Origin of the sequence: Enterobacter cloacae complex sp. P6RS, assembly GCF_014982245.1 — a bacterium.
Classification (GTDB): Bacteria; Pseudomonadota; Gammaproteobacteria; order Enterobacterales; family Enterobacteriaceae; genus Enterobacter; species Enterobacter bugandensis.
The window spans coordinates 54,444-80,185 of sequence record NZ_JADCLB010000001.1 but is presented as its reverse complement, the minus strand read 5'-3'; the positions used below and the strand labels follow the sequence as shown (position 1 = coordinate 80,185).

General features: G+C 55.6%; 24 protein-coding genes. 15 read left to right on the top strand and 9 right to left on the bottom strand.

What is annotated here, in order from left to right:
* Positions 1 to 162: 162 nt before the first annotated feature.
* Entirely contained in the window at positions 163 to 1,266 is a 1,104-nt protein-coding gene (locus INF73_RS00390) for a succinylglutamate desuccinylase/aspartoacylase family protein (RefSeq protein ID WP_155026414.1), read from the top strand.
* Between the two features lie 98 nt (positions 1,267 to 1,364).
* On the opposite strand, the gene INF73_RS00385 is transcribed toward INF73_RS00390, so the two are convergent.
* From INF73_RS00385 to mntR, 6 genes are all read right to left on the bottom strand, one after another.
* A complete protein-coding gene (locus INF73_RS00385) occupies positions 1,365 to 2,405 on the bottom strand; it encodes an aldo/keto reductase (RefSeq protein WP_155026413.1) in 1,041 nt (346 codons plus the stop codon).
* A gap of 104 nt (positions 2,406 to 2,509) precedes the next feature.
* Positions 2,510 to 4,033: an efflux transporter outer membrane subunit gene (locus INF73_RS00380; RefSeq protein ID WP_193541536.1), complete on the bottom strand. Its 1,524-nt coding sequence runs from the start codon at positions 4,031 to 4,033 to the stop codon at positions 2,510 to 2,512.
* On the bottom strand, positions 4,033 to 5,604 hold the full coding sequence (locus INF73_RS00375) for a DHA2 family efflux MFS transporter permease subunit (protein ID WP_028012453.1): 1,572 nt from the start codon (positions 5,602 to 5,604) through the stop codon (positions 4,033 to 4,035). Before INF73_RS00375 ends, INF73_RS00380 begins: the two co-directional genes overlap by 1 nt.
* Positions 5,601 to 6,695 (bottom strand): HlyD family secretion protein, encoded by a 1,095-nt coding sequence (locus tag INF73_RS00370; RefSeq protein ID WP_028012452.1) that lies wholly within the window; start codon positions 6,693 to 6,695, stop codon positions 5,601 to 5,603. The genes INF73_RS00375 and INF73_RS00370 overlap by 4 nt, the downstream gene beginning before the upstream one ends.
* 101 nt (positions 6,696 to 6,796) lie before the next feature.
* Positions 6,797 to 7,906, bottom strand: a complete 1,110-nt coding sequence (locus INF73_RS00365; RefSeq protein ID WP_049136963.1) for an anion transporter — start codon at positions 7,904 to 7,906, stop codon at positions 6,797 to 6,799.
* Positions 7,903 to 8,376, bottom strand: coding sequence for a manganese-binding transcriptional regulator MntR (gene mntR, locus INF73_RS00360; RefSeq protein WP_008501176.1), 474 nt, complete (start codon positions 8,374 to 8,376; stop codon positions 7,903 to 7,905). The genes INF73_RS00365 and mntR overlap by 4 nt, the downstream gene beginning before the upstream one ends.
* Positions 8,377 to 8,559: 183 nt before the next feature.
* Between mntR and mntS the strand changes: the two genes are divergently transcribed.
* Both mntS and INF73_RS00350 read left to right on the top strand, forming a co-directional pair.
* Entirely contained in the window at positions 8,560 to 8,688 is a 129-nt protein-coding gene (gene mntS, locus INF73_RS00355; RefSeq protein WP_014831181.1) for a manganase accumulation protein MntS, read from the top strand.
* A gap of 269 nt (positions 8,689 to 8,957) precedes the next feature.
* On the top strand, positions 8,958 to 10,541 hold the full coding sequence (locus tag INF73_RS00350; protein WP_193541537.1) for a phosphoethanolamine transferase: 1,584 nt from the start codon (positions 8,958 to 8,960) through the stop codon (positions 10,539 to 10,541).
* A gap of 117 nt (positions 10,542 to 10,658) precedes the next feature.
* On the opposite strand, the gene ompX is transcribed toward INF73_RS00350, so the two are convergent.
* The gene (gene ompX, locus INF73_RS00345; protein WP_028012448.1) at positions 10,659 to 11,177 is read right to left on the bottom strand and encodes an outer membrane protein OmpX; all 519 of its coding nucleotides are present in this window, start codon (positions 11,175 to 11,177) and stop codon (positions 10,659 to 10,661) included.
* A 355-nt stretch (positions 11,178 to 11,532) separates the two neighbouring features.
* Between ompX and rhtA the strand changes: the two genes are divergently transcribed.
* From rhtA to ybiO, 6 genes are all read left to right on the top strand, one after another.
* Entirely contained in the window at positions 11,533 to 12,420 is an 888-nt protein-coding gene (rhtA, locus tag INF73_RS00340) for a threonine/homoserine exporter RhtA (protein ID WP_193360032.1), read from the top strand.
* 299 nt (positions 12,421 to 12,719) lie between these two features.
* Entirely contained in the window at positions 12,720 to 13,223 is a 504-nt protein-coding gene (gene dps, locus INF73_RS00335) for a DNA starvation/stationary phase protection protein Dps (protein ID WP_008501171.1), read from the top strand.
* Positions 13,224 to 13,584: 361 nt separating this feature from the next.
* Positions 13,585 to 14,328 carry a glutamine ABC transporter substrate-binding protein GlnH gene (glnH, locus tag INF73_RS00330; RefSeq protein ID WP_014831177.1) on the top strand — a complete coding sequence of 248 codons (744 nt, stop codon included), beginning with the start codon at positions 13,585 to 13,587 and terminating at the stop codon, positions 14,326 to 14,328.
* A 93-nt stretch (positions 14,329 to 14,421) separates the two neighbouring features.
* Positions 14,422 to 15,081 (top strand): glutamine ABC transporter permease GlnP, encoded by a 660-nt coding sequence (gene glnP / locus INF73_RS00325; RefSeq protein WP_003858462.1) that lies wholly within the window; start codon positions 14,422 to 14,424, stop codon positions 15,079 to 15,081.
* Positions 15,078 to 15,800: a glutamine ABC transporter ATP-binding protein GlnQ gene (gene glnQ, locus INF73_RS00320; RefSeq protein ID WP_028012446.1), complete on the top strand. Its 723-nt coding sequence runs from the start codon at positions 15,078 to 15,080 to the stop codon at positions 15,798 to 15,800. Before glnP ends, glnQ begins: the two co-directional genes overlap by 4 nt.
* A gap of 124 nt (positions 15,801 to 15,924) precedes the next feature.
* Entirely contained in the window at positions 15,925 to 18,138 is a 2,214-nt protein-coding gene (gene ybiO / locus INF73_RS00315) for a mechanosensitive channel protein (protein WP_193541583.1), read from the top strand.
* A 45-nt stretch (positions 18,139 to 18,183) separates the two neighbouring features.
* Here ybiO and rlmF read toward each other — a convergent pair whose 3' ends face one another.
* Positions 18,184 to 19,095: a 23S rRNA (adenine(1618)-N(6))-methyltransferase RlmF gene (gene rlmF, locus INF73_RS00310; protein ID WP_193541540.1), complete on the bottom strand. Its 912-nt coding sequence runs from the start codon at positions 19,093 to 19,095 to the stop codon at positions 18,184 to 18,186.
* A 243-nt stretch (positions 19,096 to 19,338) separates the two neighbouring features.
* Between rlmF and mcbA the strand changes: the two genes are divergently transcribed.
* The 3 genes from mcbA to ybiJ all read left to right on the top strand — a co-directional run bounded on the left by mcbA (position 19,339) and on the right by ybiJ (position 20,542).
* Positions 19,339 to 19,605 carry a DUF1471 family periplasmic protein McbA gene (gene mcbA / locus INF73_RS00305; RefSeq protein WP_028012443.1) on the top strand — a complete coding sequence of 89 codons (267 nt, stop codon included), beginning with the start codon at positions 19,339 to 19,341 and terminating at the stop codon, positions 19,603 to 19,605.
* A gap of 123 nt (positions 19,606 to 19,728) precedes the next feature.
* Positions 19,729 to 19,995 carry a DksA/TraR family C4-type zinc finger protein gene (locus INF73_RS00300; RefSeq protein WP_045259965.1) on the top strand — a complete coding sequence of 89 codons (267 nt, stop codon included), beginning with the start codon at positions 19,729 to 19,731 and terminating at the stop codon, positions 19,993 to 19,995.
* Positions 19,996 to 20,281: 286 nt separating this feature from the next.
* On the top strand, positions 20,282 to 20,542 hold the full coding sequence (ybiJ, locus tag INF73_RS00295; RefSeq protein ID WP_014883102.1) for a DUF1471 family protein YbiJ: 261 nt from the start codon (positions 20,282 to 20,284) through the stop codon (positions 20,540 to 20,542).
* Between the two features lie 118 nt (positions 20,543 to 20,660).
* On the opposite strand, the gene ybiB is transcribed toward ybiJ, so the two are convergent.
* Positions 20,661 to 21,623: a DNA-binding protein YbiB gene (gene ybiB, locus INF73_RS00290; RefSeq protein ID WP_193541542.1), complete on the bottom strand. Its 963-nt coding sequence runs from the start codon at positions 21,621 to 21,623 to the stop codon at positions 20,661 to 20,663.
* 255 nt (positions 21,624 to 21,878) lie between these two features.
* Between ybiB and INF73_RS00285 the strand changes: the two genes are divergently transcribed.
* The 3 genes from INF73_RS00285 to INF73_RS00275 all read left to right on the top strand — a co-directional run bounded on the left by INF73_RS00285 (position 21,879) and on the right by INF73_RS00275 (position 25,727).
* A complete protein-coding gene (locus INF73_RS00285) occupies positions 21,879 to 22,415 on the top strand; it encodes a fimbrial protein (protein WP_028012440.1) in 537 nt (178 codons plus the stop codon).
* Between the two features lie 69 nt (positions 22,416 to 22,484).
* Positions 22,485 to 23,159, top strand: coding sequence for a molecular chaperone (locus INF73_RS00280; RefSeq protein ID WP_193541544.1), 675 nt, complete (start codon positions 22,485 to 22,487; stop codon positions 23,157 to 23,159).
* A gap of 24 nt (positions 23,160 to 23,183) precedes the next feature.
* Complete coding sequence (locus INF73_RS00275) at positions 23,184 to 25,727, top strand: fimbria/pilus outer membrane usher protein (RefSeq protein WP_193541546.1); 2,544 nt, start codon at positions 23,184 to 23,186, stop codon at positions 25,725 to 25,727.
* Positions 25,728 to 25,742: the final 15 nt, after the last annotated feature.

Here is a 25,742-nt window from a genome sequence, read left to right as displayed (position 1 = left end):
GAAATCCTGTTATTCAGGCCTGAGCGTTAGCCTATGCAGAATCACATTTCCCGCTCGTGCCACTGGCTGGCCTCATAAAATCATTATTAACTTAATGCGCACGAACCACGGCTCAGGCCGGAACATAAAAATCTCAACCCTATCAAATGGAAAATGACGCTCATGAAGATATCTACTCGCCGTATCGCATTCGCTCTCAGCTTAGCGTTGCCCGGCTCAATGACTCACGCGGCAACGGTGTATACGGGTGATAAAGTGCAGGGAGTGCCGGTTATCTCTACGCTGGATGTATCAGACCTGCCAGCCGGACAACATCGCTTCATGTTCGAGGGGGTTGAGACCGGAACGGGACAGCGCTGGTATGTCCCCATAATGGTGGCAAAAGGGAAAACAGACGGGAAGAAAGTCCTTCTGCAGGCGGGCGTCCACGGGGATGAGCTAAACGGTGTGCGCATCGTACAAAAAGTGATGGAACAACTGGACCCCGAAAAAATGAACGGCAGCGTTATTGGCATCATTGGCCCAAACCGTTCTGGCCTTGAGAGAGTCTCCCGGACATGGTCTGTTTCAACCGATGGGGGTGAAACGATCGACTACAACCGCGTCCATCCAGGAAAAGAAACGGGTAACCCTGCTGAGCGTCAGGCATGGATGATGTGGAACAAGGTTTACAAGGGGAATGTCGACCTGGCGATTGACTATCACACCCAGTCTACCGGAACGGCTTATCCGCTGTTCATTTATGCCGACTACCGCAATGCGGATGCCCGGACAATTGCGGAACTTTTTCCGGCAGATCAAATTAAGAAAGACCCCGGCGAAGCCGGCTCAATGGAAACCACCTTTATTCAAAATGGTATCCCGGCGATAACGGCCGAGACGGGAGAACCGAGGATTTACCAGCAGGATATGATTGCCAGGGGTTTAGAGGGTGCCCTCAATGTACTGATCCATTACAAGGTGATTGAAGGCAAAATCGGCGCAACCGCCAGCAGCAATAAAACGTATATTGGTAATGCGATCAGTTCCATACGAGCAACTACGGGTGGGTTCGCGGAAGTTTTCGTTAAACCCGGCGACACGGTAAAAGCAGGACAAGAGGTCGCCCTGCAGCGAAATGCATTCGGTGATGTTGTCGCGAAGTATTCAGCGGAGAGGGACGGCAAAGTGCTGTCAATTGGAACAGATGTGGTCAGAGAGCCCCGAGCCCTGCTGGTAAGAGTCCTTGAGCAAAACCCAGCGGCAACCTGCAAAGACGGCTGCTGATCACCGCCACAGCCCATCGTTGAATCGGCAAAAGCAGCTTATCGTCATTTCTTCGATATCATCCCCGGCAGGCGAAGCGCCGCCGGGGATGAGAAGCGTTATTGTTGCGCAAGCTGATTGCGACGATACTCCCCCTGCCGCTCCAGCATCCAGCCCGGATATTCACGCGGCAGCGCGCTGACGGCATCCAGCTGTTTAAGCTCGTCTTCGCTTAAGCGGATCCCGGTGGCGGCAATGTTGTCGTCCAGCTGTTCAACGCGCTTCGCGCCAATGATGACGCTGGTCACCGCCTTCTGGTGCAGCAGCCACGCCAGTGCGATTTGCGCCACGGAGACGCCCTTGCTTTCGGCAATCACGCGCATCACGTCCACGCAGTCAAAGGCGCGATCTTTGTCCACCGGCGGGAAGTCGAACGCCAGACGGCGGCTACCGGCTTCGCTCTGCCCGTCGCGACCATATTTTCCGCTCAGCAGGCCGCCCGCCAGCGGGCTCCAGACCATCAGCCCGACGCCTTCGCTCTGCATCATCGGCACCAGCTCGCGCTCAAGATCGCGCCCGGCGATGGTGTAGTACGCCTGCAATGACGCAAAACGCGCCAGCCCCAGACGCTCGGAAATCCCGAGCGCTTTGGCTATCTGCCACGCCGCCCAGTTCGAGACGCCGATGTAGCGCACGTGGCCGTGCTGCACCAGGTTATCCAGCGCATACAGCGTCTCTTCAATCGGCGTGGCCGGATCGAAACCGTGAAGCTGATAGAGATCGATATGATCCAGCTGCAGGCGGCGCAGGCTCTCCTTCACGCTGCTGATGATGTGATAGCGCGAGCTGCCGCGCGAGTTCACTCCCGCCGTCCCGGTTTCGCCAAATACTTTAGTCGCGACCACCACGTTCTCGCGCGGGACGTTGAGATTTTTCAGCGCCTGCCCGAGGATCACCTCCGAGCGCCCTTCCGAGTAAACGTCCGCGGTATCGATAAAGTTGATCCCGGCATCCAGCGCACGGCCCACCAGCTGTTCTGCTTCGCTCTGCTGGAGCTGACCAATCTTGCCCCACATGCCGCCTTCTCCGCCGAAGGTCATGGTGCCGAGGCACAGTTCAGAAACGAACAGACCGGTGTTGCCCAGTTTTTGATAACGCATAAGGTAATCCTCGCATGTCGATTGGGTACCCGATAGTTATACCCGCCCCTCAGCCATCGCGAATGTGGCGTTCCTGTCCGTTTCTTGCCCAATCCTCTGAATATTTATCCGCGCGGGGCGTCGCCAAAGACACTGTAGTCCGGGAGCTGCACCTGCTGATACGGCTCCCAGCCGCCGCCGAGCGCCTTGTAGAGCGCCACCAGATCGAGAGCGCTTTGTACCTGCGCCTGCGCCCGCTGCTGTTCGGCCTGAGCCAGTTGCCGCTGGGCGTCCAGCACGTCAATAAAGCTGGCGATCCCCTGGCGATAGCTGTCGCTCGCCAGGTCAAAGGCGTTTTGCAGGGCATCAATGGTTTTCGCGAGGCCCGCCTCACGCTGCTGGTCGGTGCGATAGCTCACCAGCGCGTTTTCCACATCCCCGAGCGCGGTGAGCACCGTCTGGCGATAGTCCAGCACCGCGGCTCCCTGCTGCGCGCGCGCCACCTTGACGCTGGAGACCAGTCGACCGCCCTGGAAAATCGGAATCGAAACCTGCGGGCCGAAGCTGTAGAAGTGGCTGCTCCAGTCGGTCAGCCAGCCGGATTCGCTGTTGCGCAGGCCAAACTGTCCGGAGAGGGTAAAGCTCGGGAACAGCTCGGCCACCGAGACACCAATCTGCGCCGTGGCGGCATGAAGGTTGGCCTCCGCTTCGCGCACGTCCGGACGGCGGCGCGCCAGCGTGGACGGTATACCAGTCTGCACGATATCCGGCAGCGCGGGCATTGGCTGCGCGGATTGCAGGTCGCTATCCAGCGCCCCCGGCGGCTTGCCGAGCAGAATAGCCAGCCCGTTCATCGCCTGGCGTTCCTGGGCCTGATACTGCGGCAGCTGGGCTTCAAGATTACCCAGCTGCGCCCGGGCGTTTTCCACGTCCATCTGCGGCGACAGCCCGCCGCGCTGGCGGCTTTCGGTCAGGTCCAGCGTCTGCTGCGCGCTTTTAATCTGTGTGTTCAGGGTAGCGATAATGCTCTGCGCCCCGCGCAGCTGGAGCCACGCGCGCGCCACCTCCGCTTCCAGCGAGACCAGCGCGTCGTTACGCTGTTCGATGGCGGCCTTCTGCTGTGCTTCGGCGGCTTCCACCTGACGGCGCACCTTACCCCAGAGGTCGATTTCCCACTGGGCATCGAAGCTGCCCTGATAAAGGTTAATCGGCTGCGTCAGCGGTCCCAGCGCGCCTCTGAGTTCAGGGTCGACATTATCCAGCTGGTCGTATACGCCGTGGGATTTTAGCTCCCCTTCCAGCCCGAGCTGCTGGCGCGTCGCCTGCAGATTGCCGTTCACCGACGGGAAAAATGCCCCGCCCGCCTGGTTAATCTGTTCACGCGCCCCGGCAATGCGCAGTACCGTTTGCTGCAGCGTCAGGTTTCCGGCGATGGCGCGTTCAACCAGACTGTCGAGCTGCGGCGAGCCGAAGGTTTTCCACCAGCGCGGATTGGTCGCGGCGGAGGTGGTTTGCGATTTTACCGCGCTGTCGCCCTTATCGTTCCAGTGCGTAACGGCGGGTGGCGCAGGCTGCTGGTAGTCCGGCCCGACGGCGCAGCCCACCAGCAGCATCATTATCATCAGGGGGTGTAAACGTCTGTGTATCATCAGTGTGCTCCTGCACTCCCCTCGCTCTTAACCGGCGAGAGCAACAAACAAAACGGAATCAATAGCAAGGCCACGGCGCTCAGAATGGTGAAGACGTCGATGTAGGCCAGGAAGCGGGACTGCTCGATCATCGTCTGGTACATCCGCCCGGTGGCAATCCCGGTCGGATCGCCCACCTGGGTGGTGAAGTTCTGGATCGCCTGGGCGCTTTCGCGAATCGCCAGCTGGAACTGCTCGTTAAACGGCGAGGCGTGGTAGGCAAGGTGCGCGCTGTGCGCCTGCGCGCGCTCGGTGATGGCCGCCGTCGAGAGAGAAATCCCGATGGATCCCGCCACGTTGCGGAACATGGTAAACAGCGCCGCCGCATCGGCGTTGAGCCGTCTCGGTATCGAGATGAAGGCGATGGTGGTGAGCGGCACAAACAGGAACCCCAGACCAATCGACTGGGCGCTGCGGAACAGCACCAGGGTTTCGAAGTCAATATCCGGCGTCAGCGTGCGCGACCAGAAGAACGACACCGCCAGGCAGGTAAAGCCAAAGGCGATGATCCAGCGCGTCTGCACCACCGGCATCAGCTTCAGCACCAGCGGGATGGTCAGCACGATCAGCACCGCGCCGGGCGAGAGCACCAGCCCGGACCAGGTGGCGGTATAGCCCAGATCCTGCTGCGCCAGCTGCGGGATCACCACCGAACTGCCGTACAGGATCATCGCCATCCCCGCCATCAGCAGGCTGGAGATCGCGAAGTTGCGGTCCTTCATGCAGTGGAGATCCACCACCGGCTTTTTGGCATACATCAGCCAGTAGATTGCGCCGATAATGCCGACCAGCGTCAGCACCGCGAAGGTGCGGATAAAGTTCGAGTAGAACCAGTCGTCATCCTCGCCCCGGTCGAGCATCACCTGCAAACAACCCAGACCGAGGGCGATCAGGCCGATCCCCGTCCAGTCGATGGTCAGCTTCTCTTTTGATTTGCTCTCCCACGGCGGATCTTCCAGCAGCTGGTAGATCGCCAGCACCGTCACAATCCCCACCGGGATGTTGATAAAGAACACCCAGCGCCAGGAGTAGTTGTCGGTGATCCAGCCCCCCAGCGTCGGGCCGAGCACCGGCGCGACGATAATCGCAATGGAGGAAAGCCCAAACGCTTTGCCCCTGTCCTCCGGCTTGAAGTAATCAAGCAGCACCGACTGCTGGGTGGGCTGCAACCCGCCGCCAAAGAAGCCCTGCATCACGCGGAACAGGATGATTTGCCACAGCTCGGTGGCGATGCCGCACAGAAACGAGCAGATGGTGAACATCACGATGCAAATGAGGAAGAACTGCTTGCGGCCAAACAGCCGGCTCAGGAACGCCGAGATGGGCAGCACGATGCCGTTCGCCACCAGGTAGCTTGTCAGTACCCAGGTTGATTCGTCGTAGCTGGCCGAGAGCGACCCCGCCACGTGCGGCAGCGCGACGTTGACGATGGTGGTGTCCAGAATTTCCATGAACACCGCCAGGGTGACGACAATCGCCACCGCCCACGGGTTACTGGCGGGCTTCCAGTTATCGTGGCTATGATCCGTCATTCCACGGTGACCTTCGGTTCAACCGACAGCCCCAGCGGCAGCGGCTTGTTCGGATCCAGACCTTTATCAATGACGATTTTTACCGGTACGCGCTGAACAATCTTCACGAAGTTACCGGTGGCGTTTTCCGACGGGAAGGCGGAGAAGCGCGAGCCGCTGCCCTGCTGGATGCTGTCGATATGGCCTTCAAGCTCCATATCCGGCCAGGCATCCACGGAGACGCTGACCTTATCGCCGGGCTTCATGCGCTCAAGCTGGGACTCTTTAAAGTTCGCCACCACCCATACGTTCGGGGAGACCAGCGAGAACAGCGCGGTGCCCGCCTGAACCAGCGTGCCGGGCTGCACGTTGCGTTTGGTGACAAAGCCGTCGAACGGGGCGCGGACTTCGGTGTAAGAGAGGTTCAGGTTCGCGGTTTCCAGCTGCGCTTTGGCCTGATCGACCTGACGCTCGCGGGCTTCGACGTTGGTCTCCTGCTGGCGGATTTGCAGCTGTACCTGCTCCGCCACTTCCAGCTGCGCCTGTGCGCTGGCAAGGCCAGCCTGGGCGCTGCGCAGCTGAGCGTTCGCAGAATCAATACTTTGCTGGGTGGTCGCGCGCGGGTCGACGCCGCGCTGGCGCCGGTACTCTGCCTGCGCGTTCGCCAGATCGGCCTGCGCTTTCAACACCTGCGCTTTGGCTTCGTCACGCTGGGCTGGATACTGCACTTTTGAGAGCGCCAGCTGCGCCTGGGCCTGATGCAGCTGCGCGATAGCCAGCCCAAGCTGAGCCTGAGCCTGATCGCGCTGGGCGGTCGTATCACGCGGATCGATCACCACCAGCACATCCCCTTTCTTCACGCGCTGGTTATCCCGCACGCGAAGCTCGGTAACGTAGCCCGCCGTTTTGGGGGCAATGGTCACCACGTCGCCGTCGGTAAAGGCGTCGTCGGTGGTTTCTTCGTTGCGGGTTAAAAACCACCAGACCAGCGCCACGATCACCATCACGATGACCACGATGCCAAGGATAATTAACGGTTTTTTGCCCGGGCGTTTACGCTCGTTATTGTTTTTATCCTGCTCGTCAGCAGGTGGATTTTGTTCTTCTGCCATAATTCAGCAACGGTCCTGTCAGTGAGCGGCATCACACTATGCCGTTCACTAAAGCTAGGACGTTGCTATACATTTGCCAGGAAAAACTGACAAATTGCGCACTATATGAGAAGGAATAGTCCGAAACCGATCGCCGCAGCCCAGAGCAGCATCGGGATCGACCAGAGGTGGAAGCGCCACCAGATGCGACGGTCGTTGGCCATACGCAGGGCGATCAGGTTTGCCAGGGAGCCGGGCAGCAGCCCAAACCCACCGATGTTCACCGCCCAGGCCAGCAGCGTGTCCGGCGGAACGTAGTTGAGCAGTAGAATGGTGGCAGGCACGTTGCTGATAAACTGCGACAGGCCAATCGCCGTCAGCCACAGCCCCGGCTGCGACAGCGTGCTGACGCTGTGCAGAACGTTTTGCAGCACCGGAAGCTGAATAAGCAGATGCACGTCGATGAACATCGCCATAAAGACCAGCAGCAGCGTCCAGTCCACGCTCACCAGCACGCGCCGCGCCAGCACGACAAAGCCCGCGGCGACGAGCAGGACGCCCGCCAGCTCATACTTCAGCTCCAGGGCGAACAGGAAGACGATATACAGCCCGAGGCAGCTCCAGACCAGCCGCGGCTGCCACTGCGGGCCCGTGGTCCCGCTATGGTATTGCAGCTTTTTATCCGGAAACGCGAACCAGCAGACCGCCAGCAGCGACAGCATCATCACCAGCGCCAGAGGCGCCATCTGCCAGGTAAAGGCGGCGAATGACAGACCGGAACGTCCCCAAAGAAGAATATTTTGCGGGTTGCCGATGGGCGTCAACAGAGAACCGGCGTTAACGGCGAGCGCTTCAAAGATAATCAGTCTGCTGACCGGGATCTCACAAAGCTTACGCAGGGTGAGCGTGAGGGGCACGATGATAAACAGCGCCACATCGTTGGTCAGAAACGTCGACAGCACCGCGGCGGAGAACACCATAAACAGGGCCAGCCTGCGCTCGGTGGCAAAACGGCGCACCATTTTACGCCCCAGGACGTCAAAATAGCCGCTCAGCTCGACCCCTTTGGTCAGCATCATTAACCCGCTCAGGGTGATGATGGTGCGCCAGTCAATCGCCGCAGACCAGGCCTGTGGCGCAAACGGCACAAACAGGCTTAACCCGGCGCCAATGATTAATAAGAGATGAAAGAAACGATCGCGTGAGAGGGCCTGCAGTCCAGGGATTTTCATTCAGCGGAGGGACCATATTTAAGGGTAAATTCGCGAAACTTCACCAGCGTCTCTTCGCTAACGTGGTGCTCCATTCCTTCCGCATCCCGACGGGCAATTTCCGGGCTGACGCCCAGCACCAGCAAAAAGTTCTCGACAAGCTGATGGCGCTCGCGGCTCTCCTGCGCAAGCTTCTCCCCTTCCGGCGTCAGAAACACGCCGCGCCAGGGGATCATTTCGATCAGGCCTACCGAGGCCAGACGTTTTAACATTTTAGCGACCGTCGGCTGCGAAACCCCGAGCCTGGCGGCCATATCGACCTGACGCGCTTCCCCAACCTCGCGGATCAGATCGGAAATCAGTTCAACATAATCATCAATCAGTTCACGCCGGTGCGCTTCACGGACCTGGCGAAAACCTTCGACATGTTCTTCAACATTCACCAGTTGCGTCGTTTTTTTAATGGTTGGCTTACCTGCGCGACGGTTCATTGTACTTCCTCATTGGGGTGACGCTTCCAGCGCCCGGTATCGAGAGCGCACATTGTAAACCATCCCTCCACAAGCACAAAAAATTAACGAAATAGCCATAGCTATACAATATAGCCTGTGCTATATCTGTATGTAATGCAGTCACCCTTCACGGATCGAAGGGATCAAACATCAGGAGGTCTCATGAACGAATTCAAGAGGTGCATGACCGTGTTTACCCACTCTCCTTTTAAAGTGCGCTTAATGCTGTTGAACATGCTGTGCGATATGTTTAACAACAAACCGCATCAGGACGACAAACCTTCCCACTAAGCGGCGTTGCGGTACGCCGCTTCATTTTTCTGTCACACTTCCGCTGTAAACTGACCAATTCCCGATAATTTTTGCGGATTTGCAGCCCCCTTCGCAAAACATCTGTTTAGCAACTGTTGACCTTAATTCACGCTCGCACTATCTTCTTGCAGCCCTGCACAATTTGCGGCTCGCTGAAGCGGACCTCTCATTCCCTTTCCACGCACTGTCCGGCAGGCTTTGACCCTTGGCGCCAGGGTGAGCACATGGCGTTTTTGTGATAGTGACCTATGAATGTAACCCTGATAGAGACCATCGTTACCCGCAGCCGGGCCTTAAGCCCGTGGACGGGATTTTACTTTTTGCAGTCGCTGCTGATTAACTTTGCGCTCGGCTATCCCTTCAGCCTGCTTTATGCAGTGGCTTTCACCTGCATCCTGCATGTGCTGTGGCGAGCGGCCCCGCGCGTGCAGAAAGCGTTGGTGGGGGTCTGTTCGCTGATTGCTGCGATGTATTTCCCGTTTGGACAGGCCTACGGCGCGCCAAACTTCAACACCCTGCTGGCGCTGCACTCCACCAATATGGAAGAGTCGACGGAGATCCTGACGATCTTCCCCTGGTACAGCTACGTCGTCGGCCTCTTTATCTTTGCGCTTGGCGTTATCGCGGTTCGTCGCAAAGCAGACGCGAAGAGATCATGGGGAAAAATAGAGTCTCTGTGCCTGGCGTTTAGCGTGGGGACGTTTTTCGTTGCGCCGGTGCAAAACCTGGCCTGGGGCGGCGTGTTCAAGCTGAAAGATACGGGCTATCCGGTGTTCCGTTTCGTTAAAGACGTCGTCGTGAACAATAAAGAGGTTCTCGACGAGCAGGCGCGCATGGCTGAACTTTCCAATATGAAAGACACCTGGAACGTGCTGGCGGTTAAGCCGAAATACCATACCTATGTGGTGGTGATTGGCGAGAGCGCACGTCGCGACGCGCTGGGCGCATTCGGCGGACACTGGAATAACACACCGTTTGCCAGCTCTGTCAACGGCACCCTGTTTATTGATTATGTGGCGGCCAGCGGCTCGACGCAGAAATCGCTCGGCCTGACGCTGAACCGCGTAGTGGATGGCAAACCTCAGTTTCAGGATAATTTCGTCACGCTGGCCAACCGCGCCGGTTTTCAGACCTGGTGGTTCTCCAATCAGGGGCAAATTGGCGAATACGACACCGCCATCGCCAGTATTGCTAAGCGTGCTGACGAAGTGCAGTTCCTGAAGAGCGGCGACTTTGAAGCCGACAAAAACACCAAAGACGAGGCGCTGCTGAAGATGACGGCGCAGGTCTTTGCTACCCAGCGCACCCAGCCGCAGCTGATTGTTCTGCACCTGATGGGATCGCACCCGCAGGCCTGCGATCGCACTGGCGGTAAATACGCGGAGTTTGTGCAGTCGAAAGAGACCTCTTGCTATCTCTATACCATGACGCAAACCGACGAGCTGCTCAGCAAGCTTTATGATCAGCTGCGCAACACGGGCGAAAGCTTCTCTGTGGTCTATTTCTCGGATCACGGGCTGGCGTTTAAAGAGCGTGGCAAAGAAGTGCAGTATCTGGCGCACGACGACCAGTTCCAGCAGAATTTCCAGGTACCGTTTATGGTGCTGTCGAGTGATGATAAAACGCATCGCGTTATCAAAGCGCGGCGCTCGGCGAATGATTTCCTGCAGTTCTTCTCGCAGTGGACGGGGATTAAGGCCAAAGAGATAAAAAATGGTTACCCGTTTATCTCCAACAAGAAAGCGCCCCCAGTGTACGTTACCAACTTCAAGTTACAGAAAGTTGACTATAACCATCTGGGTACCGATATTTTTGATATTAAGAGTAAGTAAGCTGTGCGATCTCGTGCGGTCTGATGCCCTCACCCTGACCCTCTCCCACAAGGAGAGGGAAAAGCTAAAAAAAAATCCGCCACATTGGGCGGATTTTTTATTAGCTCACCGAAGTGATTAGAAGCGGTAACCTACGCCCGCGATCCAGGTGCCAACGTCAACGTTGCGGATACGGCTCTGCTCATAGGAGAAGTCCAGCGCCACGTCCTGGATTGGGTTGAACTGCAGGCCTGCGCCATAGGAGAAGCCGTAGTCGCTGTTGCTTGCAGTGCGGTTCAGACCCTGGTTTTCGGTCTGCTGGAATTTACCGTAGCCAACACCTACAACACCGTAGATGCTCGCCCAGTCGTTCAGACGGTAAGCTGGACCAGCAGTGATACCGTAGTACTGACCTTTGTTGTATGCGCCGTTTTCAGTACGATCTTTCTCGGTGTAGGTGAAAGAACCGATCACGCCCAGCGGGTTGTTATCCTGCTCGTAACGATACTTCAGGTTGAAACCGTTGGTTTTGTTCATCACGCCCTGCATATCGCTCTGAGCGTAACCACCAGTTACAGTAGAAGTAGCAGCTACAGCGGTACCTGCGGAAACAGCCAGTACAGCGGCCAGTGCTGAAAGACATGCAATTTTTTTCATAACCACCTCAAATGTGCTTCAAGTAAGTCCGTAAGTTTTAAATATATCAAAAAATTTTGCGAAACTCTTTGTGATTCGTGATGTCTAATGAGGCCTTTCCTGTAACAGAACGTTTCCAACCTCAGCTAACTCTTTCAAATCACATGCGATTTTTCCTACTAAACGCCCATATTGCGCGTCTGCGCCGTTACATTCATCCAGATTATTCCTAATCTTTCAGGTGATAAATCCACCAGCGCTTAACCATTTTACGGATTTCACGGGTCTTTTTTTTCAACCTAGTCTCAACCGTAGCTGTATATTTCCTTTACACTGCAACCTTTACTCCACTTGACATTAGCTGACAGGAGAAAGGATGCCTGGGTTATCCCGCACGTCGTCGGTCTGGTTGCCGGTAGCCGTCATACTTATTGCCATGTTGTCCATCCAAAGCGGTGCTTCGCTGGCAAAATCGCTTTTTCCACTGGTGGGTGCGCCCGGGGTAACAGCCCTGCGTATCGTGCTGGGAACGGCGATACTGGTCGTCATCTTCAAACCCTGGCGTCTGCGCTTCAAAAAAGAGCAACGTCTTCCTCTGCTTTTTTATGGTCTGTCCCTCGGGGCAATGAACTATATGTTCTACCTCTCCATCCAGACCATCCCGCTGGGGATTGCCGTCGCGCTGGAGTTTACCGGCCCGCTGGCGGTCGCGCTTTTCTCGTCACGTCGTCCGGTGGATTTTATCTGGGTCGTGCTGGCCGTTCTGGGTTTATGGTTCCTGCTGCCGCTCGGCCAGAATGTCTCTGAGATTGATCTGACGGGCGCAGCGCTGGCGCTGGGAGCAGGAGCCTGCTGGGCTGTCTATATACTCACCGGGCAGCGAGCGGGTGAAGAGCATGGCCCGGCAACGGTCGCCCTGGGTTCCGTGATTGCGGCTATCGTTTTTGTGCCGATCGGTATGGCGCAGGCCACGGAGTCTATCTGGCAATGGTCAGTCATGCCAATCGGGCTGGCGGTCGCTATTCTTTCAACGGCTCTCCCCTATTCTCTGGAGATGATTGCCCTGACGCGTCTGCCGACGCGCATATTTGGCACTCTGATGAGCATGGAGCCCGCCCTTGCGGCGATCTCCGGGATGGTGTTCCTGGGCGAAACGCTGACGTTAACCCAGACGCTGGCGCTATGCTCAATTATCGCGGCGTCAATGGGGTCAACGCTCACCATGCGCCCTGAACCTAAAGTTGAGAAAATCGACATCGGCTAATGCCATATATTCTGCATGGCTTCATGGCCATGCAGAATAAAGGCCAGAATGCCATCCGTTATAATTTCTTACATAGTTTGTCATATAACCGAAATATCCTTCTCCACCCATTCCCCTCCAGGCGAATTAAGATTGATCTGTATCAATTTTAAAATTATCCTTTAATTTCAATAAATTAAATTATCAATCTCCTTCTTACTATTAAACCGATAGGCACAGCCAGACCGCAGAGAAAAAATCCGGTGCTATACTTAGTTCCGTAATTACCTGGGACATAAACATCAAGAGGATATGAGATTATGAGTACCGCTAAACTGGTGAAAACGAAAGCGTCTAATCTGCTTTATACCCGTAACGATGTATCGGATAGCGACAAAAAAGCGACCATTGAGTTGCTGAATCGCCAGGTGATCCAGTTCATCGATCTTTCGCTGATCACCAAACAGGCCCACTGGAATATGCGCGGTGCAAACTTTATTGCCGTCCATGAAATGCTGGATGGCTTCCGCACAGCACTGGTGACACACCTCGATACGATGGCTGAACGTGCCGTTCAGCTGGGTGGTGTCGCGCTTGGGACCACGCAGGTGATCAACAGCAAAACGCCGCTGAAAAGCTACCCGCTGGATATCCACACCGTTCAGGATCACCTGAAAGAGCTGGCGGACCGCTACGCGATTGTGGCCAATGACGTGCGCAAAGCGATTAGCGAAGCCAAGGATGAAGATACCGCAGACATCTTCACCGCCGCGTCCCGCGACCTGGATCAGTTCCTGTGGTTTATCGAATCTAACATCGAGTAATCCATAAGACTTTCCTGTCAAACCCTCGCCTCTGGTGAGGGTTTTGCACATTTATGGTGCACAGTTTTTACCTGAGACGGTGCAAAAGTGAATAAATTGTAATAATCACCTCACACAACCGTTAATGGAAGATTGTTTTTTCGTCAGAATTTACGCTTAATATCTCCCCGTCAGTTGACCCAAACGAAGCGCACCAAAATGGTGCTCCATGCTGGTGCAACACGACATCATTGCCACGCTTTTTGTGCAATGTATGATTTCATCCCCTTTGTAAAACAACACCTTGTAAAGTTGGCACGATTTTTTCATTGTGCCAGTCGTTCTCGCAGGGGATCGCCCCGTGGATATAAAAGGAAATGCTATGAAGTCTGTATTAAAAGTTTCACTGGCTGCACTTACCCTGGCTTTTGCGGTGTCCTCTCAGGCTGCCGACAAACTGGTTGTGGCGACCGACACGGCGTTCGTTCCGTTTGAATTCAAACAGGGTGACAAATACGTTGGTTTTGATGTTGATCTGTGGGCCGCTATCGCCAAAGAACTCAAACTGGACTACACCCTGAAGCCGATGGACTTCAGCGGCATCATCCCGGCGCTGCAAACCAAAAACGTCGATCTGGCGCTGGCGGGCATCACCATTACCGAAGAACGTAAAAAAGCGATCGACTTCTCTGACGGCTACTACAAAAGCGGCCTGCTGGTGATGGTCAAAGCGGATAATAACGACGTAAAAAGCGTGAAAGACCTCGACGGTAAAGTGGTGGCAGTGAAGAGCGGCACCGGTTCCGTGGATTACGCGAAAGCGAACATCAAAACCAAAGACCTGCGCCAGTTCCCGAACATTGACAACGCGTATATGGAACTCGGCACCAACCGTGCTGACGCTGTTCTGCACGACACGCCGAACATCCTGTACTTCATTAAAACGGCTGGTAACGGCAAGTTCAAAGCCGTAGGCGACTCTCTGGAAGCTCAGCAGTACGGTATCGCGTTCCCGAAAGGCAGCGACGATCTGCGCACGAAAGTTAACGGCGCGCTGAAAACGCTGAAAGAGAACGGCACTTACAACGAAATCTATAAAAAATGGTTCGGTACTGAGCCTAAATAATTTTACCTGAATTCAGGTTTATAGCGCCCGGCGGCGCTCACGCTTGCCGGGCCTACATTTTTCGTTTTTCACCACGGTATACAGGAATACATCATGCAGTTTGACTGGAGCGCCATCTGGCCTGCCATTCCACTCTTGCTTGAAGGCGCTAAAATGACCCTGTGGATTTCGGTCCTGGGTCTGGTAGGTGGGTTGATTATCGGTCTTGTCGCCGGTTTCGCCCGCACCTACGGTGGCTGGATTGCAAACCACATCGCACTGGTTTTCATCGAAGTGATCCGCGGCACGCCGATTGTCGTGCAGGTCATGTTTATCTACTTCGCCCTGCCAATGGCATTTACCGACCTGCGCATCGATCCGTTCAGCGCGGCCGTCGTGACCATTATGATCAACTCGGGCGCCTACATCGCGGAAATCACCCGCGGGGCGGTGCTGTCGATTCATAAAGGTTTCAGCGAAGCCGGTCTGGCATTAGGTCTTTCTCGTCGCGAAACGATCCGCCACGTTATTCTCCCGCTGGCGCTGCGCCGCATGCTGCCGCCGCTGGGTAACCAGTGGATCATCAGCATTAAAGATACATCGCTGTTCATCGTTATCGGCGTGGCCGAACTGACCCGTCAGGGCCAGGAAATTATTGCGGGCAACTTCCGCGCGCTGGAAATCTGGAGTGCGGTCGCCGTCGTTTATCTGATCATTACGCTGGTACTGAGCTTCGTTCTGCGCCGTCTTGAAAGAAGGATGAAAATCCTGTGATTGAATTTAAAAACGTCTCCAAGCACTTTGGCCCAACCCAGGTGCTGCACAATATCGATCTGAATATCAAGCAGGGTGAAGTGGTGGTGATTATCGGGCCTTCCGGTTCCGGTAAATCGACCCTGCTGCGCTGCATCAACAAGCTGGAAGAGATCACCAGCGGCGATTTGATCGTTGACGGTCTGAAGGTAAACGACCCGAAAGTGGACGAGCGTCTGATTCGTCAGGAAGCGGGCATGGTGTTCCAGCAGTTCTACCTGTTCCCGCACCTGACGGCGCTGGAAAACGTGATGTTTGGCCCACTGCGCGTGCGCGGTGCCAACAAAGCGGCGGCGGAAGCGCTGGCAAAAGATCTGCTGGCGAAGGTTGGCCTGGCGGAGCGTGCGCACCACTACCCTTCCGAGCTCTCCGGTGGCCAGCAGCAGCGCGTGGCGATTGCCCGCGCGCTGGCGGTGAAACCGAAGATGATGCTGTTTGATGAGCCGACGTCCGCACTCGACCCGGAGCTGCGCCACGAGGTGCTGAAAGTCATGCAGGATCTGGCGGAAGAAGGGATGACGATGGTGATCGTGACCCACGAAATCGGCTTTGCTGAGAAAGTGGCTTCCCGCCTGATCTTTATTGATAAAGGCCGCATCGCCGAAGACGGTAACCCGCAGGAATTGATCGCGAATCCGCCTAGCCAGCGTCTGCAGGAGTTCCTGCAGCACGTCTCCTGATCCCTCGCTACATACCGAGCCGGGCTTGCCCGGCTTTTTTACGCCAGATTGTTCCCAAAAACTCCCCTCCACCTCTCGCCCTCTATACTTATCATTTTGCACGATATTTTTGTCGGAGGACGCCGTGCCGTGGATCCTGCTGCTGTTGATAAGCCTGTTTAGTACGCCATCGCTTGCCGTGGCAATCCCCGGCGTCACCACCGGAGCAACTGCTACTCAGCAAAATACGCCGCCTCCGGAGCCGGATGCAGAACAAAAAAAAGCGGCCTATGGCGCACTTGCCGACGTCCTTGAGAATGACACCTCCCGGCAGGAGCTGATCGATCAGTTGAGGAAGGTGGCCGCCACGCCGCCTCAGGATCCGGTTCCGACCATTACGCCACCACAGGTCGAAGAGGAAAAGACGGTACTGGAAAACGTCACCGACATCAGCCGCCGCTACGGGGAAGCCCTGTCGTCGCGTTTTGCCCAGCTCTATCGAAATCTTGTTGGCACCTCGCATAAACCTTTTAATCCACACACCTTCACCGCAGCCGCCACGCAGTTTGCAATTCTGGCGGGTGCCGTATTCATTTTTTACTGGCTGCTGCGCCTGTGTGCCTGGCCGCTCTACCGGAAGATGGGCCACTGGGGACGGAAAAAAAATCAGCATAAAAGCAGCTGGCTGCACCTCCCGGCCATGATTACCGGGGCGTTTATCATCGATTTACTGCTGCTGGCCCTGACGCTGTTTGTCGGTCAGGTGCTGGCGGACCGCCTCAATACGGGCAACAAAACCATTGCCTTCCAGCAGGCGCTCTTCCTGAATGCGTTTGCCCTCATCGAATTTTTTAAAGCGGTGCTGCGCGTCATCTTTTGCCCGCGCGTGCCTGAACTTCGCCCTTTCAACATCAACGACGACAGCGCGAAATACTGGGCCGTGCGGCTAAGCGTGCTCAGCGGGCTGATAGGATACGGCCTGCTGGTTGCCGTGCCGATTATCTCCAACCAGGTTAACGTGCAGTTTGGCGCGCTGGCGAACGTGCTGATTATGCTCTGTATAACCGTCTGGTCTCTGTACCTTATCTTTCACAATAAAAGGGCGATCACCGAGAGCCTGCTGCATCTGGCCGACCGTTCCCTCTCTTTCTTCAGTCTGTTTATCCGCGCCTTCGCGCTGGTGTGGCACTGGCTGGCAAGCGCGTATTTTATTGTGCTGTGCTTCTTCTCGCTGTTCGACCCGGGAAACAGCCTGAAATTTATGATGGGGGCGACGTTTAAAAGCCTGGCGATTATCGGCATCGCGGCGTTTGTGTCCGGGCTGCTGTCCCGCTGGATCTCGAAAACCATCACCCTGTCGCCGCAGGTGCAGCGTAGTTACCCGGAACTGCAAAAACGGGTGAACGGCTGGATGTCGGTATCGCTTAAGGTGGCGCGCATTCTGACCGTCTGCGTGGCGATCATGCTGCTGCTGAATGCGTGGAGCCTGTTTGATTTCTGGAACTGGCTGCATAACGGTGCAGGCGAGAAGACCGTCGATATTTTAATTCGTATCGCGCTGATTCTGTTCTTCTCCGCCGTCGGCTGGACGCTGCTGGCGAGCCTTATCGAGAACCGTCTGGTGTCGGATATTCACGGCAGGCCCCTGCCCAGCGCACGGGCCCGCACATTGCTGACGCTGTTCCGCAACGCGCTGGCGGTGATCATCAGCACCATCACCATCATGATTGTGCTATCGGAAATCGGCGTGAATATCGCCCCGCTGCTGGCGGGTGCAGGCGCGCTGGGGCTGGCGATCTCCTTCGGCTCGCAAACGCTGGTGAAGGATATTATTACCGGCATCTTTATCCAGTTTGAGAACGGGATGAACACAGGGGATCTGGTGACCATCGGGCCGCTGACCGGTACCGTGGAGAGGATGTCGATTCGCTCGGTAGGCGTGCGTCAGGATACCGGGGCATATCACATCATTCCGTGGTCATCCATCACTACCTTCGCCAACTTTGTGCGCGGGATAGGTTCCGTGGTGGCGAACTACGACGTGGACCGTCATGAGGATGCCGACAAAGCGAAGCAGGCGCTGCGCGATGCGGTAGAAGAGCTGATGCAGATGGAGGATATTCGCGGACTGGTGATTGGCGAGCCGTCATTTGCCGGGATTGTCGGGCTGACGAACACGGCATTTACCCTGCGCGTGTCGTTCACCACCCAGCCGCTGAAGCAATGGACGGTGCGTTTTGCCCTCGACAGCATGGTGAAAAAGCACTTCGATCTGGCGAACGTGCGGATGCCGGTACAAACGTATCAGGTACTGCCGCCGCCCGCAGCGCCGCTCCCACCGCAGGAGCCGACGCTGTAGCCGGGATGCCCGGTGGCGCTGCGCTTACCGGGCCTACGAAACACCTTATTTGCGGCGTTTGTTATCGTCCATAAACGACCAGGCGATAAAGCGGCTCTGCTTCTGGCCCTGCGCCATCTCTTTTTTCACTACTTTTACGGCACCCGCTTCGCTCAGCGCGCGGTAGAGCGGCGGCAGGTTATCCCCGCGGGAAACCAGCGTCGTGAACCACTTCACCTGACGGCCAAACTGTTGGCTTTCCGCAATCATGCGCAGGATGAAGGCAACTTCACCGCCCTCGCACCACAGCTCCTGCTGCTGCCCGCCGAAGTTCAGCGCGGCGTCTTCCGCCTGACCGAGATTGCGGCGTTTACGCTCGCTGCCCGCGCGAGCCGCTGCCGCCGAATCATGAAACGGCGGGTTGCACATCGTAGCGTCATAGCTTTCGTTTTTATGAATTATGCCGTTGAAGATGGAAGCCGCCTCTTTCTGACGACGCAGACGAATGGAACGGCTCAGGCCAGGGTTCGCGCTGATAATCGCCTGCGCGCTGGCAAAGGCCTCGGCGCCGATTTCACTCCCGGTAAAGCGCCAGTGATATTCATGTACGCCAATCAGCGGGTAAATCAGGTTTGCCCCGGTGCCTATATCCAGGATGGAAGCCTGCTGCGGTACAGCGCCGTCACGATCTTCGGCAAGCAGATCGGCAAGGTGATGAACGTAATCAGCACGGCCCGGCACAGGGGGGCAGAGAAAGCCTTCCGGAATATCCCAGTGAGCCACACCGTAAAAATGCGCCAGCAGGGCTTTGTTCAGCGTTTTCACCGCCTGCGGATCGGCAAAGTTGACGGTCGGCTCACCCGCTGGGTTTTGGACAATATAGTCCTGCAGCGCAGGGCAGCTCTGGCACAGGGCGTTCATGTCGTAGCGGCTGCGGTGGCGATTTCGTGGGTGCAATCCCGGCTTTTGGGAAGTCATGGCGTTCTCCTTTAAACAGCGGCGTAAGATACCCTGTGCTGGCCCAGCGGTAAATCTTTCTCTGCGGCGCTTAAAAAAACACCGTAAATCAAACACCTCTACGTCTATGATCTGTCAGCGAATTGTCAGTTTTTATCGTTCAAAAAATAAGCAGATCATCATCAAATATTTGCGCTAAGTCACACTCGTCAGGCTTCTAAACTTAAAGGGAATCACCTGTTGTTTCCTCATGAGGATGTGATTATGAAAAAGTACCTGACCCTTGCTGTTATCGCCGGCGCCCTGGCAACGGCTTCATTTTCTGCGATGGCCGTTCAGTCACTGAATGAAAGTACCGATACTAGCCAACTGCGTCCGGCGGGCACCGTCTCGGTAAGTCGCGCAAGTAACCTGGACGATCTGCAGAATAAACTGGCCGAAAAAGCCCGCCAGGAAGGTGCGAAAGGCTTTGTCGTGAACTCCGCTGGCGGAGATAACCATATGTACGGCACAGCAACCATCTATAAATAATTTTTTCCTCCACAACCAGACTGCATCTGCCTGCCGGATGCAGTTCATTTCCGCTTCATCTTGATTGTTCATTTTTTAACCCCATATTAAAAGCAGGGTCTAAACCGATTTAAGGAGGATGCCATGGCTTCCGGTTGGGCGAATGACGACGCCGTTAACGAACAGATCAACAGTACCATTGAAGATGCGGTTGCGCGCGCTCGCGGTGAGATTCCGCGCGGCGAAAGTTTGAAGGAGTGCGAAGAATGCGGAGAGCCGATCCCGGAGGCGCGGCGTAAAGCCATTCCAGGCGTAAGGTTATGCATTGCCTGCCAGCAGGATAAAGATTCAAAAAATGCCTCACATTCAGGTTATAATCGCAGAGGATCGAAAGATAGCCAGTTACGCTGACTCTCCTTTACCTAAGTTAACCCTGCCTGCACTTACCTTTACGCTCACGGTTTTTAGCGAACCGCGTAGCAAAATGTGCCCTTCATCTTTCTTCTGTAAAGCGCATCCACAAGAAGTGTAAAGCGCTGGTTTGAATTTATTAATATTCAATAAGTTATTTGTCATTCAATTTTTTTGACTGACCACGTCAATTCTCTTCGATTTTATCCCTCAGGAAAAAACGTGATACTTATCACATCGACGGAACATCGTCCCCTTAACAGAAAACACCTGCGAGAGATTAATTATGAAAACCATCAAATATGCTGTAGCTGCTGTTGCCCTGTCCGCTCTGTCTTTCGGCGCATTCGCCGTAGAGCCTGTTTCATCCACTCAGGCCCAGAGCATGAATAAAATCGGTGTGGTAAGTGCAGAAGGCGCGACCACGCTGGACGGTCTGGAAGCCAAGCTGGCTGAGAAAGCCGCTGCTGCCGGTGCAAGCGGATACACCATCACCTCCGCTAACACCAATAACAAGCTGAGCGGTACTGCGGTTATCTACAAATAATCGCCTGAAATGAATGCTGTACACTCGCCAAACCCTCTGGTGAGCTGCTCCAACCCTCATTGACCCTGTTGTTTGTTACCCTTGCTTGCCCGTCCGCCACTGGACGGGCTTTTTTTGCTTAAAACGACTGTGCCACCCGCTGTAACCCCGCTTCCACCGTCTCTACCTCCCCTGTCGCCAGCAAGCAGCAGGCCATTTGCAGCTTGATCGACTGTGGGACCGGCACATTCCCGGCCAGGCACTGCGTAATCCAGTGCGCGGTAACCTGCGGATCTTTTGACTCTGGCAGAATCACATCGCTGTTTTCTTCCCCGCGTTCAAGCACAACGCGCGTACCGGCAGAATCGATCAGCATCAGCTGTGGGCAACGCTGCGGGTTGGCGTACACCTCCCCTTCTGTTCCGTGCATCAGCAGTGCGCGTCCACCGATTTCGGCAAAGAACTGACCGACGCGCGTCACGTACTCCGGATGAGAAACACTGGAAAGGCGCAGTGCGTCATCCTCAGCAAACGGCGTTGCCAGCTTCGCCAGGGTGTGCGCACTGTTACGCACGCCCATGCGCCAGCGCATGTCCAGCTGCTTTTCCAAAGGCGGGCAGAGCGCACGAACGGGAATATAGACCGGCTGGTTCCCCTCCAGCTTTGCCTGCGCCTGGCCGGCATGGAGGGTCGGTTCAATGCCCAGCAGTTCAAAGATGGTTTCTGTCAGCACGCGCGTGGGATCTTCGCTGACCCCATGTACCACCACCGGGAACCCCAGCTTATGTAACAATATCGCCAGCAGCGGCGTCAGGTTTGCCTGCTTGCGCGCCCCGTTATAGCTCGGGATCACAATCGGCATCGGTTTTGCCACCGGCGGCGTTAAGCGCAGCGTTTGCGCCTGCATCGCCTCGTAGAAACCACGCATCTCCGCTTCGCCTTCGCCTTTGATACGCAGCGCAATCAGGATGCCGCCCATCTCCAGGTCCGGTACCTCGCCGTTGAGCATACGGGTGTAAAGCGCGCGACCGGTTTCATAGTCCAGGTCGCGGGCGTGGTTTTTCCCACGTCCTACCTCTTTGATAATTTTGCGATAATCCACGACATTCCTCCTGACAGCCTATCTTGTTAACACTATAGCCCTGATGAATGGCTGGCCGTTAGTTTTTTATCCCTTGAGACAACCTTCTGTTTTGATGGCAAAAAATAAACACAAGCTTTTTTTCAATTATTTGTGATTTCTATAGCAGATTCGTATTCATACATTTTTTGATTAAATAACCAGCGGAAAGTCATTAAGGGTCAACGGTGAAAACGTCCAGGCAACGCTCTCACCCGAAACATATCAGGATTTGCTATGAACAAGGTTGCTTTAGGTTTAATCATCGCCGCAGCGGTGGGATGTTCTGCATCCACGTTTGCGGCAACGAACGGTGAAGGGCAAATAAACTTCACCGGCGAAATTATCGATTCTGCTTGTCAGGTCGTAAATGGATTAAGTAATCCATTAAATGTACAGCTGGGGAAAGTGTCTAAAACGGTATTTACCGGTGCAGGCTCTACCAGCACCTTAACGAAGTTTGATATTCAGTTAACGAATTGTCCTGACACGGTCACCTCCGCCGCCATTAACTTCGGCGGAACACCGGATGCGAATAACAATTCAACGCTTGCCTTAACGCCAGATACCGATGCGGCGACAGGGGTGGCGATTCAGCTGGTGGATGCCTCGCAGCAGCCTGTCAGCCTGTATACGCCGTCTCAGCAGTATCAGTTAACCTCCGGCACGGCGGTTAACGATCTGGAGTTCGGCGCACGCTATATCCAAACCGGCCCGGCAATTACCGCTGGCCCCGCTAACTCCGTTTCAACCTTCACCGTTATTTATAACTGATCTTATCAATCCGGAGATATTAATGCTTTCGCGAGCATTAATATCTTCTCTATTCATTGAGAAATCTTTATGCGCCACGGTTATTTACTGAGCACGCTTTTACTGGTAGCAACTGCTTCACATGCTGGGGTCATTATTAACGGCACCCGCCTGGTCTATCAGGGAGATAAAAAGGAATCTTCTCTTGGTCTTTCAAATCCAGATGCGACGGATTATCTGGTACAGTCCTGGGTTGATTCCGGCGGTAAAAACCTGGCTAAAGCCCCGTTCCTGATCACCCCGCCGCTTTTCCGTCTGGATGCGCACGAAGATAACGTTCTGCGCGTGGTACGTACGGGCGGAAATTTACCGGAAGACAGGGAATCCCTGTACTGGCTGAACATTAAAGCGATCCCTTCCTCAAAGCACGTTGAGGGGGTGAATACGCTGCAAATTGCTATCAATACCCGCATTAAATTGCTCTATCGCCCGTCTGCAGTAAAAGGCCGCCCAGAAGATGTGGCGGATAAGCTTGAATGGCGCCGCGAAGGGAACGATCTGGTGGTGAATAACCCCACTCCGTTCTATATGAATTTCCAGACCGTTACGCTGAATGGTCATAAAGTCGCGAAAGCCACCTGGGCTGTTCCGAAAACGGAAACGCATTTTGCCTTACCGGGTAATGTCGGGGGCGCGGACTTGACGTATTCCATTATTACCGACTACGGCAGCATCAGCCATACCTGGTCGAAATCCGTTCATTAATTTTTTCCCGGTAATAAAATAATTATGTACAGCCATAAAAAGCCGTTCACCTGCCGATTGTCTTCATTGCTGGTCATTCTCTGCGGCCTGGCAATGGCGATCTTTGCGCAGCAGGTTATGGCTGATGATTATTTTAACCCTGCCCTGCTGGATATTGATAATCCCCAGCAGGGTAAAACCGATCTGTCCATCTATGAAAAAGGGCCAGGTCAGGCGCCGGGGAAATATGAGGTCGCGGTATTTATCAATAATAATAAAATTGATACCCGCAACGTAACCTTTACGCTTCAGAAAGATTCGCAGGGCAACAGCACGCTGCAGCCTTGCTTTAGCCTTGAGGAATTAAAAAGCCTCGGCATCAAAACCAAAAAATTTCCGCAGCTGATGGCCAAAGGCCAGTGTGCTGATTTACATGTCATTCCTTCGGCATCCGCCACCTTTCGCGTTCGCAACCAGCAGCTGCTGATGAGCATCCCTCAAACGGCGCTGGGCCAGGTGCCTCGCGGTTACATTGACCCGAAAGAGTTTGACGAAGGGATCGCTGCGGGCCTGCTTAATTACAGCGCCAATGCCAGCCACAGCCGCGCGCGACAGCACGGTGAGCAGGATAACAGCAGCCAGTACGTAAACCTGCGCCCAGGCCTGAACGTTGGCGCATGGCGCATTCGCAACTATTCCACCTGGAATCGCAGCACCACGGGCCATGAGGAGGAGCAGAAATTCACCTCCGTTTATACCTATGCGCAACGCGATATCGTGGCAATGAAAAGCGACATCACCGTCGGCCAGAGCTCATCCCCTGCCGACGTGTTTGACAGCGTTCCCTACACCGGGGTGGAGCTGAAATCCGACAGCGACATGCTGCCGGACAGCGAGAAAGGCTACGCGCCGATTATCCGCGGCACGGCCCACAGCAACGCGCTGGTGGTGGTTCGCCAGAACGGCTACGTCATTTATCAGAACACGGTCGCGCCGGGCGCCTTCGAAATTAACGATCTCTACCCCACCGGCAGCAGCGGCGACCTGCAGGTTACCGTGAAAGAGACCGACGGCAGCGAAAGCCATTTTGTCGTGCCGTTTGCCTCCGTGCCGGTCTTGCAGCGTGAAAAAAACCTGCGCTACAGCGTGACCGCCGGGCGTTATCGTTCCTATGACAACAATGTCGAAAAGACCCCGTTTGCCCAGGGCAGCGCCATCTACGGTTTACCCTACGGTATCACCGCCTACGGCGGCGTTCAGCAGAGCAGCCATTATCAGTCTCAGGCGGTGGGCGTCGGGAAAAACATGGGCGATTTAGGCGCCTTATCCATTGACGTCACTCGCGCCAAAGCCCTGCTGAAAAAACAGCAGGCCAGCAAAGGCCAGTCGTGGCGCGTGCGCTACAGCAAAGATATCGCCCAGTCAGGCACCAACTTCTCGCTGGCCGGCTACCGCTATAACAGCAAAGGGTTTTACACCCTGGAAGACACCATGGAGTCGTATACCCGCTCTGACGACTGGTCTGAACCGCAGCAGCGCCGCGCCCGTACCGAAGCCACCGTCGACCAGACGCTGCCGGAAGGCTGGGGTTCCGTAACCCTGAGCCTGGTGAAAGAGACCTACTGGACCCAGAGCCAGGACATGATCTCGGTGAGCGTCAGCTACAACAACAGCTGGCACGGCGTGAGCTACAGCCTCAGCTATAGCATGAACAAAAACACCCGCGACAGCGACGAAGACGGCAATGAGGTGACGAACGACAACCAGTTCGCGCTGAGCGTCTCGGTGCCGCTGGACCACTGGATGCATAACACCTGGGCCACCTACAACCTGAACAACACCAAAGATGGCACCACGCAGAATATCGGTCTGAACGGCACGGCGCTGAAAGAAGATAACCTCAACTGGAATATTCAGGAGGGGGTGAGCAGTACCGGCAGCGGCAACTCCACCAGCCTCAATGCCGATTACAAAGCAACGTACGGCGAACTGAGCGGCGGCGTCAGCCAGGACAAATATCAGCAGACCGTGAACGTCGGCCTGCAGGGCGGCGTGGTTGCCCATGCGAACGGCATCACCCTGAGCCAGCCGCTCGGTGAGACCATCGCGCTGGTGAAAGCGCCGGGCACGCACGGGACGCATATCACTAATCAGACCGGCGTTGAAACCGACTTCCGCGGCTACACCGTTGTCCCGTATGTGACCGCGTATCGCCACAACACCATTGCGCTGGATACCGAAACGCTGCCGGACAATGCCGACGTCACCCACGCCGCGCAGATCGTCACCCCAACCCGCGGGGCCGTGGTGCGCGCCAGCTTTAACACCCGCGTGGGCAACCGCGTGCTGATGACGCTGACGCACAACGGCAAACCGCTGCCGTTCGGCGCGACGGTTACCACCGAGGATAAGGACAGCGAGTTTATTGTGGGTAATGACGGCCAGACCTATCTCTCGGGTCTGCCGCAGCAGGGGCATCTCGCCGTTTCCTGGGGACAGGACGCGAGCGAGCGCTGCATCGCTGACTTTGCGCTAACGGATGAGAAAGAGAAAACCAGCATCATTAACGCTGCCGCGCAGTGTCATTGATTCACCCTTCAGGCT